Here is a 15,155-nt window from a genome sequence, read left to right as displayed (position 1 = left end):
AATCCGGGTATTGCTCAGAACCTTGTGGAAGCTGGCCTGCCTGCGATGCTCTACTTGGCAAACAACTGCCCGATGTCCTTGAACGCCTTGAATTCCAGCGCATTGCCGCACGGGTCAAACAGAAACATTGTTGCCTGTTCGCCCACCAATCCCTGAAAACGAATCCCTGGCTCAATCACGAACCGTGTGCCCAGCGACGTCAGGCGTTCGGCCAGTGCCTGCCATTGCGCCATCCCCAGCACCACGCCGAAATGCGGCACCGGCACGTCATGCCCGTCCACGGCGTTGGTGTGCGCAGCTTCCTGGGAGGCATTTTTCGGCGCCAGATGAATCACCAGTTGGTGGCCGAAGAAATTGAAGTCGACCCAATGCTCGCTGGAGCGACCTTCCTCGAGCCCGAAGACTTCGCGGTAAAAGTGGCGTGCGGCGGCCAGGTCATAGACGGGAATGGCCAGATGAAAAGGGCTTAACGACATGGCGCAATGCTCGATCAGGGAAAGTCGATTGAGTTTAGTGCTGTGAAAGGTGATTGAAAGACGATAGTTTTTGCGCCGAGCTCAAATTATTTCGATCAATCGAGGTGCAAATGCTGCGTGAACTCAAGACCTTCCTCGCGGTGGCGCGCCACGGTACGTTCGCCGCCGCCGGTTTGCACATCGGGCTGACCCAGTCGGCGGTCAGCGCGCAGATCCGCAACCTCGAACAGGCGCTGGGCATTCGTCTGTTCGACCGTACTGGCCGGCAGGCCACGCTCAACGCGGCCGGATTGCGTGCCTTGCCGATGGCCCGGGAAATGCTCGCGATCTTCAGCCGCATGGCGATCAGCGAGGAGGTCAGCGAGTTTCGCGGTGAGCTGAAAATCGGCGCGGTGGCCACCGCGCAAACCGGGTTGTTGCCACAGGCGCTGTTGCGCTTGCGTCAGCAGGCGCCGGGGCTGGAGCCGAAACTGGTGCCGGGGGTGTCACTGAATCTGCTGAGCCAGGTCGATGCCGGCGAGGTGGATCTGGCGATCATGATCAAGCCACCGTTCGAGCTGCCCAAGGAGTTGTCGGCGCAGGTGATAAGGCGCGAGCCGTTCGTGCTGATCGTGCCGATGCAGGTCGAGGGTGACGATCCACTGCAATTGCTCGCCGAACAACCGCAGGTGCGCTATGACCGCAACTCGTTCGGCGGACGGCTGGTGACGCGGTTTCTGCGTGAACAGCGGATCGAAGTCAGCGTGGCGCTGGAGCTCGATGAGCTGGAAGCGATCGTGAAAATGGTCGAATCGGGCCTGGGTGTTTCGTTGTTGCCCAAAGCCGGATTATGGCTGGAGCATCCGCTCAAGGTTCGGGTAATCGAACTGGGCGAACTGACGTTCTACCGCGAGATGGTTTTGCTGCAACGCTACAGCCAGCGCAGTCAGCCGATTCAAAAACTGTTCGCCGATTGCCTGGAGTAGCCAGCAACCCCCTGTAGGAGTGAGCCTGCTCGCGATGGCGGTGGTCCAGAGACATCAATGTTTCTGACCCGATGCCATCGCGAGCAGGCTCACTCCTACAAAGGATTTGGGTTGTTCAAGAAATTGCAGCAATAAAAAACCCGCCTGAAGAGGCGGGTTTTCTATTGGCTAAGCGAAGATTACTCTTCGATGTTGCCCATGGCGGTGGTGTTGAAGCCGCCGTCCACGTACATGATTTCACCGCTGATGCCCGACGCCAGGTCGGAGCACAGGAAGGCGCCGGCGTTGCCGACTTCGTCGATGGTGACGTTGCGACGCAGCGGGGTTTGCGCTTCGTTGGCGGCCAGCATTTTGCGGAAGTTCTTGATGCCCGACGCTGCCAGGGTACGGATCGGGCCAGCCGATACGCAGTTGACGCGGGTGCCGTCCGGGCCCAGGGAGCCGGCCAGGTAACGCACGCCAGCTTCCAGCGAAGCCTTGGCCATGCCCATGACGTTGTAGTTCGGCATGGTGCGCTCGGCGCCCAGGTACGACAGGGTCAGCAGGCTGCCGTTGCGGCCTTTCATCATTTCGCGGCCAGCCTTGGCCAGGGCCACGAAGCTGTAGGCGCTGATGTCGTGAGCGATGCGGAAACCTTCACGGGTGGTGGCTTCGGTGAAGTCGCCGTCCAGTTGGTCGCCCGGGGCGAAACCAACGGAGTGCACGATGCAGTCCAGGCCGTCCCACTTCTTGCTCAGTGCTTCGAAGACCTTGGCGATTTCTTCATCGCTGGCCACGTCGCACGGGAAGCACAGCTCAGGGCTCGAACCCCAGCCCTGCGCGAATTCTTCAACACGACCTTTGAGTTTGTCGTTCTGATAAGTGAAGGCAAGCTCAGCGCCCTCGCGATGCATGGCGGCAGCGATGCCGGATGCGATGGACAGCTTGCTGGCGACACCGACGATCAGTACGCGCTTACCGGCGAGAAAACCCATGTGTTGCTCCTCTTTCAGGTTATTGCGCAGTGGCTGGTGCCAAAAAAGCGGCTTCCAGCAACTGCTGTGTATACGGATGTTTAGGGGCGGCAAAGATTTCTTGCGCGTCTCCCTGTTCGACCACTTGGCCATGCTTGACCACCATCAACTGGTGGCTCAGCGCTTTGACGACAGCCAGGTCATGGCTGATGAACAAATACGTCAGGTTGTACTTGGCTTGCAGTGAACGCAACAGCTCCACCACTTGCCGCTGCACCGTCCGGTCGAGCGCCGACGTCGGCTCGTCCAGCAGGATCAGCGCCGGTTTGAGCACCAAGGCTCGGGCAATGGCGATTCGTTGCCGTTGCCCACCGGAAAATTCGTGGGGGTAGCGGTGCCGGGTTTCCGGATCCAGACCTACCTCCTTCAATGCCGCAATAATCGCCGCTTCCTGCTCGGCAGCGGTGCCCATCTTGTGAATCCGCAGGCCTTCACCAACGATGTCACTGACGCACATGCGCGGGCTCAGGCTGCCAAACGGGTCCTGAAACACCACCTGCATCTCCCGCCGCAACGGGCGAACCTCATTCTGCGTCAGGCAGTCTAGCTGCTTGCCTTCAAAGCGGATCGCGCCTTTGCTGCCGATCAGCCGCAAAATCGCCAGACCCAGCGTGGATTTGCCGGATCCGCTTTCCCCCACGATCCCCAGGGTCTGACCCTGAGGCAGGCTGAAATTGATGCCGTCCACTGCCTTGACGTGATCCACCGTGCGCTTGAGCAGGCCTTTCCTGATCGGGAACCAGACTTTCAGGTTCTCGACTTCGAGCAGCGGCGCGCCGATTTTATTGGTCGCCGGGCCTCCGCTGGGCTCCGCGCCGAGCAATTCCCGAGTGTACGGATGCTGCGGCGAACGGAACAGCTCTTCGCACGATGCCTGTTCGACGATGCAACCGCGCTGCATGACACATACACGATGCGCAATTCTTCGCACCAGGTTCAAATCGTGACTGATCAGTAACAGCGACATGCCCAATCGAGCCTGAAGTTCCTTGAGTAAATCGAGGATTTTCAGCTGAACGGTCACGTCCAGCGCAGTGGTCGGTTCGTCGGCAATCAGCAGTTCCGGCTCGTTGGCCAGGGCCATGGCGATCATCACCCGCTGGCGCTGGCCGCCGGACAATTCGTGGGGCAGGGCCTTGAGGCGCTTGTGCGGCTCGGGGATGCCGACCATCTCCAGCAGCTCCAGGGTGCGCCTGGTCGCGACTTTGCCGCTCAGGCCCTTGTGGATGCCGAGGATCTCGTTGATCTGCTTCTCGATCGAGTGCAGCGGATTCAGCGAGGTCATTGGCTCCTGAAAGATCATCGCGATACGGTTGCCGCGAATGTGGCGGATGGTTTTTTCACTCAGGCCCAGCAGGTTTTGCCCGGCGTAGGTGATGCTGCCGGCCGGATGCCGGGCCATCGGATAGGGCAGCAAACGCAGGATCGAGTGCGCGGTCACCGATTTGCCCGAGCCGGATTCGCCGACCAGCGCCAGGGTTTCGCCGCGTTTGATGTCGAAACTCACGCCTTCGACCACTCGGTGCACGCGCTCGCCGAAACCGAATTCGACGGCCAGGTCGCGCACTTCGATCAGATTGTCCTGATTCATTTCACTTCCTCGGGTCGAAGGCATCGCGAGCGGACTCGCCGATAAACACCAGCAGACTCAACATCAACGCCAGCACGGCAAACGCGCTCATGCCCAGCCACGGCGCTTGCAGGTTGGATTTGCCCTGGGCCACCAGTTCACCCAGCGACGGACTGCCGGCCGGCAAGCCGAAGCCTAGGAAGTCCAACGCGGTGAGGGTGCCGATGGCGCCGGTGAGGATGAACGGCATGAAGGTCATGGTCGAGACCATGGCGTTGGGCAGGATGTGGCGGAACATGATCGCGCCGTTCTGCATGCCCAGCGCTCTGGCTGCACGCACGTATTCAAGGTTACGGCCACGCAGGAACTCGGCGCGCACCACGTCGACCAGGCTCATCCACGAAAACAGCAGCATGATCCCCAACAGCCACCAGAAATTCGGCTGGACGAAACTGGCCAGAATGATCAGCAGATACAGCACCGGCAGCCCCGACCAGATTTCCAGAAAACGCTGCCCGGCCAGATCGACCCAGCCGCCATAGAAACCCTGCAGCGCGCCGGCGATCACGCCGATGATCGAACTCAGCACGGTCAACGTCAGCGCGAACAGTACCGAAATCCGGAAGCCGTAAATCACCCGCGCGAGCACGTCACGGCCCTGATCGTCAGTACCGAGCAGGTTGTCCGCCGACGGTGGCGCCGGGGCCGGGACTTTCAGGTCGTAGTTGATGCTCTGGTAGCTGTAGGGGATCGGCGCCCACAGCACCCACGCGTCCTTGGCTTTGAGCAGTTCGCGGATGTACGGGCTCTTGTAGTTGGCTTCCAGCGGGAATTCTCCGCCGAAGGTGGTTTCCGGGTAACGCTTGATCGCCGGGAAGTACCAGTTGTTGTCGTAATGCACCACCAGCGGCTTGTCGTTGGCGATCAGCTCGGCGCCCAGGCTCAGCCCGAACAGGATCAGGAACAGCCACAGCGACCACCAGCCACGCTTGTTGGCCTTGAACAGTTCGAACCGGCGGCGGTTGAGAGGAGACAGGTTCATCTCAATGCTCCCGGCTGGCGAAGTCGATGCGCGGATCGACCAGGGTGTAGGTGAGGTCGCCGATCAGTTTCACCACCAGCCCCAGCAGGGTGAAGATGAACAGGGTGCCGAACACCACCGGGTAATCGCGGTTGATCGCTGCTTCGAAACTCATCAGGCCCAGACCGTCGAGGGAGAAGATCACTTCCACCAGCAACGAGCCGGTGAAGAAGATGCCGATGAACGCCGACGGGAAGCCGGCAATCACCAGCAGCATGGCGTTGCGGAATACGTGGCCGTAGAGCACGCGATTGCGCGTCAGGCCCTTGGCCTTGGCGGTGACCACGTATTGCTTGTTGATCTCGTCGAGGAAGCTGTTTTTGGTCAGCAGGGTCATGGTTGCGAAGTTGCCGATCACCAGCGCCGTCACCGGCAGCGCCAGGTGCCAGAAGTAGTCGAGGACCTTGCCGCCCAGGCTCAACTGATCGAAGTTGTTCGACGTCAGGCCGCGTAGCGGGAACCAATCCAGATAACTGCCGCCGGCAAACACCACGATCAGCAGGATCGCAAACAGGAACGCCGGAATCGCGTAGCCGACGATGATCGCCGAACTGGTCCATACGTCGAAATGGCTGCCGTGTCGCGTGGCCTTGGCGATCCCCAGCGGGATCGACACCAGGTACATGATCAGCGTGCTCCACAGCCCGAGCGAGATCGACACCGGCATCTTTTCCTTGATCAGGTCGATGACCTTGGCGTCGCGGAAGAAGCTGTCGCCGAAGTCCAGCTTCGCGTAGTTCTTGACCATGATCCACAGACGTTCCGGGGCCGACTTGTCGAACCCGTACATGTGCTCGATTTCCTTGATCAGCGCCGGATCCAGGCCTTGCGCACCGCGATAGGCAGAGCCGGCCACCGACACCTCGGCGCCGCCGCCGGCGATACGGCTGGTGGCACCTTCGAAGCCTTCGAGCTTGGCGATCATCTGTTCCACCGGCCCGCCGGGCGCGGCCTGAATGATCACGAAGTTGATCAGCAAGATGCCGAACAGGGTCGGGATGATCAGCAGCAGTCGCCGAAAAATATACGCCAGCATCTGATTACTCCGTGCCCGCAGGGTCGGCTTGCAGTTTGGTTTCGACTTCCATGGCGGGTTTCGCGTCGGGCTTGACCCACCAGGTGTTAATCCCGATGTCGTATTTGGGCGAGACTTTCGGGTGACCGATGTGGTTCCAGTAGGCCACGCGCCAGGTCTTGATGTGCCAGTTGGGCACCACGTAGTAACCCCATTGCAGCACCCGATCCAGCGCCCGGGCGTGGGCCACCAGGCTGTTGCGCGAGTCGGCGTTGATCAGGTTTTCCACCAGGTGATCGACGATCGGATCCTTCAGGCCCATGGTGTTGCGGCTGCTCGGTTTGTCGGCGGCGGCGCTCATCCAGAATTCACGCTGCTCGTTACCCGGCGAGTTGGACTGCGGGAAGCTGCCGACGACCATGTCGAAGTCCCGCGAGCGCACGCGGTTGATGTACTGCGAAACGTCGACGCGGCGGATCACCAGATCGATGCCGAGGTCGGCCAGGTTGCGTTTGAACGGCAACAGCACGCGTTCGAATTCGGTCTGCGCCAGCAGGAATTCGATGACCACCGGTTTGCCGGTGGCGTCGACCATTTTGTCGTCGACGATCTTCCAGCCGGCCTCTTGCAGCAGTTGATAGGCCTCGCGCTGCTGGGCACGGATCATGCCGCTGGCGTCGGTCTTCGGGTTCTCGAACGCTTCGCTGAACACCTGAGCCGGGAGCTTGCTGCGGAACGGTTCGAGGATCGCCCGTTGTTCGGCGTCCGGCAGGCCCGTCGCGGCCATTTCCGAGTTCTCGAAATAGCTGCGGGTGCGGAAGTAGGCTCCGTTGAACAGTTGTTTGTTGGTCCATTCGAAATCGAACAGCAGGCCGAGCGCCTGACGCACGCGCACATCCTGGAACACCGGGCGGCGCAGGTTGAAGACGAAACCCTGCATGCCGGTCGGGTTGCTGTTGGCGATCTGTTCCTTGATCAGCCGACCTTCGGTGACCGCCGGAATGTTGTAGGCGTTGGCCCAGTTCTTCGCGGTCATTTCCAGCCAGTAATCGAACTGGCCGGCCTTCAGCGCTTCGACGGCGACGGTGTTGTCGCGATAGTAGTCGGTGGTCATCACGTCGAAGTTGTAGAACCCGCGATTGACCGGCAGGTCCTTGCCCCAGTAATCCCTGACTCGCTCATAACGCACCGAGCGTCCGGCCTTCACTTCGGCGACCTTGTACGGGCCGCTGCCCAGCGGAATTTCCAGGTTGCCCTTGGTGAAATCGCGAGTGGCCCACCAGTGTTTCGGCAGCACCGGCAACTGGCCGAGGATCAGCGGTAACTCACGATTGTTGTTGTGCTTGAACTTGAACAGGACCTTGAGCGGATCCTCGGCGATCACCTCGTCGACGTCGCTGTAGTAACCGCGAAACAGCGGCGAGCCGTCCTTGGTCAGGGTCTGGAAGCTGAACACCACGTCTTCGGCGCGCACCGGGTGGCCGTCATGAAAGCGCGCTTCCGGGCGCAGGTAGAAACGCACCCAGCTGTTGTCCGGGGCTTTTTCGATTTTGCTGGCGATCAGGCCGTATTCGGTGAACGGCTCGTCGAGGCTGTGCTTGGTCAGGGTGTCGTAGATCTGCCCGACGTCATCGGCCGGCACGCCTTTGCTGATGAACGGGTTGAGGCTGTCGAAGCCGCCGAACCCGGCCTGGCGGAAGATCCCGCCCTTGGGCGCGTCGGGGTTCACGTAGTCGAACTGTTTGAAATCGGCCGGGTATTTCGGCGGCTCGTTGTACAGCGTCACGGCGTGTTGTGGGGCGGCAATCGCCAGCCCGGCGAACAGCAGACCGCTGGCCTGCACGAGCAGGGCGCGGATGGGCGTCATTTATTGTTCTCCGAAGATTTCAGCCACCACGCGCTCAGGCCCAGGGTGTAGGGCGGCGTGGTGACGAAAGCCAACCGGTTGCGGTAGGCCAGTCGGTGATAATTGAGGTACCAGTTGGGAATGCTGTAGTGCTGCCACAGCAGCACGCGGTCGAGCGCCTTGCCGGCGGCGACCTGTTCATCGCGGGTTTGCGCGGCGAGCAGTTGTTCGAGCAGGTGATCGACCACCGGGTTGGCGATGCCGGCGTAATTCTTGCTGCCCTTGACCCCGACCTGACTGGAGTGGAAGTACTGCCACTGCTCCAGGCCCGGGCTGAGGGTCTGGTTGAGCGTCATCAGGATCATGTCGAAATCGAACTGATCCAGGCGCTGTTTGTACTGGGCGCGATCCACCGTGCGCAGGCGCGCATCGACGCCGATGCTGTTGAGGTTCTCGATGTATGGCTGCAGGATCCGCTCGAGGTTTGGGTTGACCAGCAGCAGTTCAAAGCTCAGCGGCTGCCCTGCGGCGTTTTGCAGACGCTGGCCGTTGAGCTTCCAGCCGGCTTCGGCGAGCAATGCCAGCGCCTTGCGCATGGTTTCCCGGGGGATGCCGCGACCGTCGGTTTGCGGCAGCGTGAACGGCTCGGTGAACAGCTTCGCGGGTAACTGATCTTTATACGGCTTGAGCATCAGCCATTCATGCCCGATCGGCAGCCCGCTGGCACTGAATTCGCTGTTCGGGTAATAACTGGTGGTGCGTTTGTAGGCATCGCTGAACAGCGCGCGGTTGGTCCACTCGAAGTCGAACATCAGGCCCAGCGCTTCGCGCACCTTGACGTCGCTGAAGGACGCGCGCCGGGTGTTCATGAACAGGCCCTGGCTCTGAGTCGGGATCTGGTGCGGGATCTGCGCCTTGATCACCTCGCCACGGCGTATCGCGGGGAAGTTGTAACCGTTGGCCCAGTTTTTCGCCTGATGCTCGATGTAAATGTCGAATTCACCGGCCTTGAACGCTTCGAAGGCGACGTCGCTGTCGCGGTAGAACTCGACCTCCATGCGATCGAAGTTGTACTTGCCGCGATTGACCGCCAGGTCCTTGCCCCAGTAGTCCTTGACCCGCTCGAAGATCAACTGCCGCCCCGGTGTCACCGAGGTGATGCGGTACGGGCCGCTGCCCAGCGGGGGTTCGAAGGTGGTGGCCTTGAAGTCGCGACCTTTCCAGTAATGCTGTGACAGCACCGGCAGCTCGCCCAGACGCAGGATCAGCAGCGGATTGCCCGAGCGCTTCATCACGAAGCGAATGCGCTGCGGGTTGAGGATGTCGACGCGTGAGACTTCCTGCAGGGCAGTGCGGTACAGCGGATGGCCTTCCTTGAGCAGCAACCGATAGGAGAACGCCACGTCGTAGGCGGTGATCGGCGTGCCATCGTGAAAGCGCGCCTCGGGGCGCAGATTGAATACCACCCAGCTGCGATCTTCGCTGTACTCCACCGATTGTGCGATCAGACCATAGCTGGACGCCGGTTCGTCGCCGGACGGCGAATACTGGCCGGTGCCGACCATCAGCGGTTCGTTCAGTTCGTTGATGCCGTACTGCAGGAAATTCGGTGTAGTGACCGGGCTGGTGCCTTTGAAGGTGTACGGATTGACCGTATCGAAGGTGCCGAACGCCATCACCCGCAACGTACCGCCCTTGGGCGCTTGCGGGTTGACCCAGTCGAAGTGGGTAAATCTGGCCGGGTACTTGAGCGTGCCGAACTGCGCATAACCGTGACTTTCGGTAATCGTCGCGCTTGCGGGTGAGCTCAAGGCCAGGCTGATCAGGAACAGGAGGAGGGGACGCTTCAAGTCAGATCCGATCCAGGCGGCTTGGGCTTTGTGGGCCGTACAGTAACAGCTTGTCTGGGCAGGAAAAAGATGCGGGTTAATGCGGGGTTAATCGTTTGCGCGAAGAGCCCCTCACCCTAACCCTCTCCCGGAGGGAGAGGGGACTGATCGTGGTGTTTGGACGAATTACACCGACGTGCTGCACCGAGTCGAACTCAAGTTCTCAAAAGCCCCTCTCCCGGGGGGATAGGGGACTGACTGTGGTGTCTGGGCGAATTACATCGACGTGCGATACCGAGTCGAACTCGGATTTTGAACAGCACGGAGATCGGCTCCCTTTCCCCTCGCCCCCGTGGGGGAGAGGGCTGGGGTGAGGGGGATCGATCTAAAGCACGCCACAAAGTCCGGACCAAAAAAAACCCCTGAAATCTCAGGGGCTCTTCAGTCAGTGCGGCTGATAAACCGTGAGCATCTGCCCAGGCTTCAATGCTTTACCCGCACCCGGATTCCAGCGCTTGAGATGCTGCATCTCAACGTTGAATCGTTTGGCCACCACGTACAGCGTGTCGCCGCGCTTGACCTTGTACTGAGTCTGCTGCGCGCTGTCGTCCTTGCCTTTGGTCTTGCTGTTGGCCGCAACCACCGTGTTGACCCGGCCAGACTTGCGAGCCGGCGCGCGCTTGGTGGTGTCCTGCATGACCAAAGTCTGGCCGACCTTGAGGTTCTTGCCGGTCAGCTTGTTCCAGCGTTGCAGATCCTTGACGTCGACCTTGTTGGCCTTGGCGATGGAGCCGAGGTTGTCGCCGCGTTTGACCCGGTAGGCGCGCTTGAGCTTCGCCACTTCGCTCGGGTCGGCGCCGTCGAACACCGGTTTCAGCGAACGCGGGCTGATCAGCTCTTCGGGGCGCATGGTCTGCAGGCTGGCGGTCAGCAGTTGCGCCTTGGACGTCGGCACCAGCAGATGCTGCGGGCCGTCGACGGTGGTGCGCTGCTTGAACGCCGGGTTGAGCTGGAACAGCTCGTCTTCGTCGATGTTGGCCACCGCTGCGACCTTGGACAGGTCCATGCGCTGGTTGATTTCGACGACCTGGAAATACGGTTCGTTGGCGATCGGGTTGAGGTTCACCCCGTAGGCTTCCGGCGCCAGTACCACTTGCGACAGGGCCAGCAGCTTTGGCACGTACGCCTGGGTTTCCGCCGGCAACGACAGGTTCCAGTAGTCGGTCGGCAGGCCGAGCTTCTCGTTACGCTCGATGGCGCGGCTGACCGTGCCTTCACCGGCGTTGTACGCGGCCAGAGCCAGCAGCCAGTCACCGTTGAACATGTCGTGCAGACGGGTCAGGTAATCCATCGCCGCGGTAGTCGAGGCGGTGATGTCGCGACGGCCATCATAAAAACGGGTCTGGCGCAGGTTGTAGTAGCGGCCGGTGGACGGGATGAACTGCCACAGGCCCGATGCGTCGGCCCGGGAATAGGCCATCGGGTTGTAGGCGCTCTCGATCACTGGCAGCAGGGCCAGTTCCAGCGGCATGTTGCGCTCTTCAAGACGCTCGACGATGTAATGAATGTAGAGGCTGCCGCGTTCGCCGGCGCTCTCGAGAAAGGACGGGTTGCTGGCAAACCACAGGCGCTGTTGCTCGATGCGCGGGTTCACGCCCAGGCCGTCCTGCAGCTGGAAACCGCCGCGCATGCGCTCCCAGATGTCCTGAGGCACCTGCGGGCTCGGCTTTTCGCTCAGCCAGATCGGCTTCTGCTTGGCTCGCGCAGCAATGTTCGGCGTATGGCTCGCCTCGGACTGCGGAGCATGGCTGGAGCAGCCCGCCAACGTGGCGGACACAGCCACCGCGATGGCTTGGGCCAGGCGGGTCAACGTGTCTGAATTGACGGACTTACGTATGGATGACGACATTGGCTGGAAGTAAGTTCCGGGCAAAAATGTCGGGCGATTCTAGAAAGCGCACCCCTTGCGGTCAACCATTCAGAATTTTTGTATCAAGGGGTGGGTCACTTAGAACGTATCTTTCCATGCCCGCAGAGCCGCAAAAACCTCACTCGGCGCCCGGTTTTGAGCGCCTGCCCGTTCGTCCACTTTTTGTGTAACTAATGTTTCAGTGGTACGCAAAAACGGATTTGTGAGCTTTTCCAGGGCCAGGGTCGAGGGCAGGGTCATCACGCCTTTCTCGCGCTTTTCGCTGACGTCTTTCAGACGGGCGGCGATGTCGAGGTTGGTCGGCTCGACAGCCGCGGCAAACTTCAGGTTGCTCAGGGTGTATTCATGGGTGCAATACACCAGCGTATCCTCGGGCAGGGCGGCGAGGCGGCTGAGCGAGTGGTGCATCTGCTCCGGCGTGCCTTCGAACAGGCGCCCGCAACCGGCGGCGAACAGTGTGTCACCACAAAACAGCAGACCATGGTGGTAGTAGGCGATATGGCCCAGGGTGTGGCCTGGCACCGCATAGACATCGAATTCCCAGCCGAGGACGCTGACCGTGTCGTTATCCTTGAGCGCCACGTCGCGCCCCGGAATGTTCTCGCTGGCCGAGCCATAGACGGTGGCGCCGGTCGCGGCTTTCAGGCGTTCGACGCCGCCGACGTGATCGTGGTGATGGTGGGTGATCAGAATGTCGCTCAATACCCAGTCCGGGTGAGCGGCGAGCCAGGCCTGCACCGGCGCGGCATCGCCCGGGTCGACCACCGCGCAGCGATGGCTGCGGTGATCCTGTAACAACCAGATGTAGTTGTCGGTGAACGCGGGCAGGGCACTGATCTGTATCATCGGAGGAATTCGCCAAGCGGAAAACATTGGCGCATCTTAGAGCTTCTAGCGGCGTTGGAGAATGACATGACCGATAAAGCGTTCGCTCAGGCCGATCCCGACTGGCTGGCGTTGATCGGCGCGGCCCGTGAATGGCTGGCCGGCCCGCTCGGGCAATTTCTGCTGGATGAAGAACGGCGCATGCTCGAAGACGAGTTGGGCCGCTTCTTCGGCGGCTATCTGGTGCATTACGGCCCGTCGGCCCAGACCCCGCCGTCGGCGCCGCAGGTGCAGCGCAACGTACGCCTCGGTGCGCCGTTGCCGGGGGTGGAGATCGTCTGCGAGGAACAGGCTTGGCCATTGAGCGAGCACGCCGCCGACGTGGTGGTGTTGCAGCATGGCCTGGATTTCTGCCTGTCGCCCCACGGTTTGCTGCGCGAAGCGGCAAGCAGCGTGCGCCCCGGCGGGCATTTGCTGATTATCGGCATCAACCCCTGGAGCACCTGGGGTTTGCGTCATGTATTCGCCCACGATGCCTTGCGCCAGGCGCGCTGCATCTCGCCGTCGCGAGTGGCTGACTGGCTCAACCTGCTGGGCTTTGCGCTGGAGAAACGCCGCTTCGGGTGCTATCGTCCGCCGCTCGCGTCGCCCAAGTGGCAGGCCCGACTGGCCGGCTGGGAACGCAAGGCCGGCGACTGGCAACTGTCGGGCGGTGGCTTCTATTTATTGGTCGCGCGCAAGATTGTGGTCGGCCTGCGTCCGGTGCGCCAGGAACGCCGCGAGCCGATGGGCAAGCTGATTCCGCTGCCGATGGCCAAGGTCAACCGCCGTCGTATCGAACCGTAAACCTTCTTTTTATAGTGGCCGGACCTGCTCCGGCCGCGGCCATCGTCGATCCGCGATTGACGGGGCCAGGCATTTTTCTGGATAGAGTGGCATGAGCGAAAGCGTTGAAAGCGTCGACACCGTAGAGCTGTTCACCGACGGCGCCTGCAAGGGCAACCCCGGCCCGGGCGGCTGGGGCGCCTTGCTGGTATGCAAGGGAGTCGAAAAGGAACTGTGGGGCGGCGAAGCCAATACCACCAATAACCGCATGGAACTGCTCGGCGCCATCCGTGGCCTCGAAGCCTTGAAGCGTCCGTGCGAAGTGCTGCTGGTGACCGACTCGCAATACGTGATGAAGGGCATCAACGAGTGGATGGCCAACTGGAAAAAACGCGGCTGGAAAACCGCAGCCAAGGAGCCAGTGAAAAACGCAGACCTGTGGAAAGAGCTGGACGAGCAGGTCAATCGGCACAAGGTCACCTGGAAGTGGGTGCGCGGGCACATCGGTCATCACGGCAACGAGCGGGCTGACCAGTTGGCTAACCGGGGTGTTGACGAAGTTCGCGGGTACAAGCAGAGCTGATTTTCTCCGTTGCACCTTGGTGCCCCCAATCGCGAGCAGGCTCACTCCTACAATTGGAATGCATTCCCCTGTAGGAGTGAGCCTGCTCGCGATGAACGATGACGCGCTAAGTCAGAAACACGCGTGTTAACATCGCCGCTTTTGCACGATTGACCCCGTTGAGAACTGAACACTGATGGCCACCAGATCCGTTGTACTCCTCTCGATTGTCAACGCCTCTGTAAAAAATATTTTTTTGCCCCCAAACCCCCGCATCCTCTGACCCCCAGAGCCCCAGCTCCTCCTGAAAAAACCTCTGAATTCGTGAAAAGTGTAAAAAAGGGCCCTGTTTGGGCCCTTCTGTTTACACTCTTGGTTTGGTTACCGAATCCCGCCATCTTGAGCCTTGAGCCCTCAGTGATGACGCGTGAACCGAGAACAGGGGAGCAATTGCATTTTCAAAACGTGATCGAATCAGAAAGGCCATAGCCATTCAGGTGCGGCCCTCTGTGCTTCTGGTGCATCCAGTTAAAAATAGAGTGCTTATGATAACTACGATGGAGTCTGAGTTAGGCGGGTGGATCTACAAAGTAATCGTTTAGAAAGTCGGTTTCATCTGTAATGTTCTGAATATGGATAGAGCCGATTTCTACTGAAGGTCGACGATTTACAAGCTGAACGTTAAGAGGTGGTCGGAAGTTGTATATCAAAGAGTTTTCGATAGCCGATAGCAATGCAACGCCTTCGTCGTACGGAGTAATCCACTCGATAGGGATCTCTCGTTTTTGATCAGAAATGAGAACTACGCAACATCGATACAGCCTCTTGGTCTTGCCTTCAAAGCAGGGGGCATGCAGTTTCGTGATCGCAGTATGACCGGCTACAAAGCGTGAGGACTTAGATGTTGTTTTTCCGACATAAACCAGTTCCTCGTCTCTTTCATCACCTATAGTGATCAAATAAATTGGAAGGCAGGCTAGGGGCGCTAGAAGCGCATGGTCGTTTTTCTGGAAATATTTATCATTTTGTTCCCATGAAAAGCGCAAGCTTTGTGCGGGAAGGTCGATGGTTTCGTGTAACGCGTGTACTGATTGGATAACTAAAAAAGCACCAAGCTCTAGGTTTGGCTGGTGCCAGTTCTGATTCGATTTAGCTATTTTGAATCCGAGCCAATTTATATGACTCGCTAAGGGGCGATACTCAAACTTATCTGTCACT

Annotated in this window: 13 protein-coding genes; 3 read left to right on the top strand and 10 right to left on the bottom strand. The window is 60.0% G+C overall.

Annotation, left to right across the window (positions count from 1 at the left end; translation table 11 throughout):
- Positions 1-50 precede the first annotated feature (50 nt).
- Entirely contained in the window at positions 51-476 is a 426-nt protein-coding gene (locus QMK55_RS01365; RefSeq protein WP_320328495.1) for a VOC family protein, read from the bottom strand.
- A 110-nt stretch (positions 477-586) separates the two neighbouring features.
- Between QMK55_RS01365 and QMK55_RS01360 the strand changes: the two genes are divergently transcribed.
- Positions 587-1,441 (top strand): LysR family transcriptional regulator, encoded by an 855-nt coding sequence (locus QMK55_RS01360; protein WP_320328494.1) that lies wholly within the window; start codon positions 587-589, stop codon positions 1,439-1,441.
- A gap of 179 nt (positions 1,442-1,620) precedes the next feature.
- Here QMK55_RS01360 and fabI read toward each other — a convergent pair whose 3' ends face one another.
- The 8 genes from fabI to gloB form a co-directional block, all read right to left on the bottom strand.
- Positions 1,621-2,415: an enoyl-ACP reductase FabI gene (gene fabI / locus QMK55_RS01355; protein ID WP_007906751.1), complete on the bottom strand. Its 795-nt coding sequence runs from the start codon at positions 2,413-2,415 to the stop codon at positions 1,621-1,623.
- A gap of 19 nt (positions 2,416-2,434) precedes the next feature.
- A complete protein-coding gene (locus tag QMK55_RS01350; protein ID WP_320328493.1) occupies positions 2,435-4,045 on the bottom strand; it encodes an ABC transporter ATP-binding protein in 1,611 nt (536 codons plus the stop codon).
- Position 4,046: 1 nt separating this feature from the next.
- Positions 4,047-5,066: an ABC transporter permease gene (locus QMK55_RS01345; RefSeq protein WP_064587187.1), complete on the bottom strand. Its 1,020-nt coding sequence runs from the start codon at positions 5,064-5,066 to the stop codon at positions 4,047-4,049.
- A gap of 1 nt (position 5,067) precedes the next feature.
- On the bottom strand, positions 5,068-6,141 hold the full coding sequence (locus tag QMK55_RS01340) for a microcin C ABC transporter permease YejB (RefSeq protein WP_047599820.1): 1,074 nt from the start codon (positions 6,139-6,141) through the stop codon (positions 5,068-5,070).
- Positions 6,142-6,145: 4 nt separating this feature from the next.
- Complete coding sequence (locus QMK55_RS01335; protein ID WP_320328492.1) at positions 6,146-7,987, bottom strand: extracellular solute-binding protein; 1,842 nt, start codon at positions 7,985-7,987, stop codon at positions 6,146-6,148.
- Positions 7,984-9,816, bottom strand: a complete 1,833-nt coding sequence (locus QMK55_RS01330; protein ID WP_102357108.1) for an extracellular solute-binding protein — start codon at positions 9,814-9,816, stop codon at positions 7,984-7,986. The genes QMK55_RS01335 and QMK55_RS01330 overlap by 4 nt, the downstream gene beginning before the upstream one ends.
- A 424-nt stretch (positions 9,817-10,240) precedes the next feature.
- Positions 10,241-11,704 (bottom strand): LysM peptidoglycan-binding domain-containing protein, encoded by a 1,464-nt coding sequence (locus tag QMK55_RS01325; RefSeq protein WP_320328491.1) that lies wholly within the window; start codon positions 11,702-11,704, stop codon positions 10,241-10,243.
- 99 nt (positions 11,705-11,803) lie between these two features.
- Complete coding sequence (gene gloB, locus QMK55_RS01320) at positions 11,804-12,571, bottom strand: hydroxyacylglutathione hydrolase (RefSeq protein WP_320328490.1); 768 nt, start codon at positions 12,569-12,571, stop codon at positions 11,804-11,806.
- Positions 12,572-12,637: 66 nt separating this feature from the next.
- Between gloB and QMK55_RS01315 the strand changes: the two genes are divergently transcribed.
- Complete coding sequence (locus QMK55_RS01315; protein ID WP_003224159.1) at positions 12,638-13,396, top strand: methyltransferase domain-containing protein; 759 nt, start codon at positions 12,638-12,640, stop codon at positions 13,394-13,396.
- A gap of 91 nt (positions 13,397-13,487) precedes the next feature.
- Positions 13,488-13,958: a ribonuclease HI gene (gene rnhA / locus QMK55_RS01310; protein ID WP_007910572.1), complete on the top strand. Its 471-nt coding sequence runs from the start codon at positions 13,488-13,490 to the stop codon at positions 13,956-13,958.
- Between the two features lie 548 nt (positions 13,959-14,506).
- On the opposite strand, the gene QMK55_RS01305 is transcribed toward rnhA, so the two are convergent.
- Positions 14,507-15,154, bottom strand: coding sequence for a hypothetical protein (locus QMK55_RS01305; protein WP_320328489.1), 648 nt, complete (start codon positions 15,152-15,154; stop codon positions 14,507-14,509).
- Position 15,155: the final 1 nt, after the last annotated feature.

It is taken from the genome of Pseudomonas sp. P8_229, from assembly GCF_034008635.1.
Classification (GTDB): Bacteria; Pseudomonadota; Gammaproteobacteria; order Pseudomonadales; family Pseudomonadaceae; genus Aquipseudomonas.
Note: the sequence above shows the minus strand (reverse complement) of the source record. Positions and strands in the feature narration are given on the sequence as shown.

Coding starts and splice junctions, on each gene's coding strand:
- QMK55_RS01350 (WP_320328493.1), bottom strand. CDS start 4,045: ATGAATCAGGACAATCTGATCGAAGTGCGCGACCTGGCCGTCGAATTC.
- rnhA (WP_007910572.1), top strand. CDS start 13,488: ATGAGCGAAAGCGTTGAAAGCGTCGACACCGTAGAGCTGTTCACCGAC.
- QMK55_RS01345 (WP_064587187.1), bottom strand. CDS start 5,066: ATGAACCTGTCTCCTCTCAACCGCCGCCGGTTCGAACTGTTCAAGGCC.
- QMK55_RS01340 (WP_047599820.1), bottom strand. CDS start 6,141: ATGCTGGCGTATATTTTTCGGCGACTGCTGCTGATCATCCCGACCCTG.
- QMK55_RS01360 (WP_320328494.1), top strand. CDS start 587: ATGCTGCGTGAACTCAAGACCTTCCTCGCGGTGGCGCGCCACGGTACG.
- gloB (WP_320328490.1), bottom strand. CDS start 12,571: ATGATACAGATCAGTGCCCTGCCCGCGTTCACCGACAACTACATCTGG.
- QMK55_RS01335 (WP_320328492.1), bottom strand. CDS start 7,987: ATGACGCCCATCCGCGCCCTGCTCGTGCAGGCCAGCGGTCTGCTGTTC.
- QMK55_RS01315 (WP_003224159.1), top strand. CDS start 12,638: ATGACCGATAAAGCGTTCGCTCAGGCCGATCCCGACTGGCTGGCGTTG.
- fabI (WP_007906751.1), bottom strand. CDS start 2,415: ATGGGTTTTCTCGCCGGTAAGCGCGTACTGATCGTCGGTGTCGCCAGC.
- QMK55_RS01365 (WP_320328495.1), bottom strand. CDS start 476: ATGTCGTTAAGCCCTTTTCATCTGGCCATTCCCGTCTATGACCTGGCC.
- QMK55_RS01325 (WP_320328491.1), bottom strand. CDS start 11,704: ATGTCGTCATCCATACGTAAGTCCGTCAATTCAGACACGTTGACCCGC.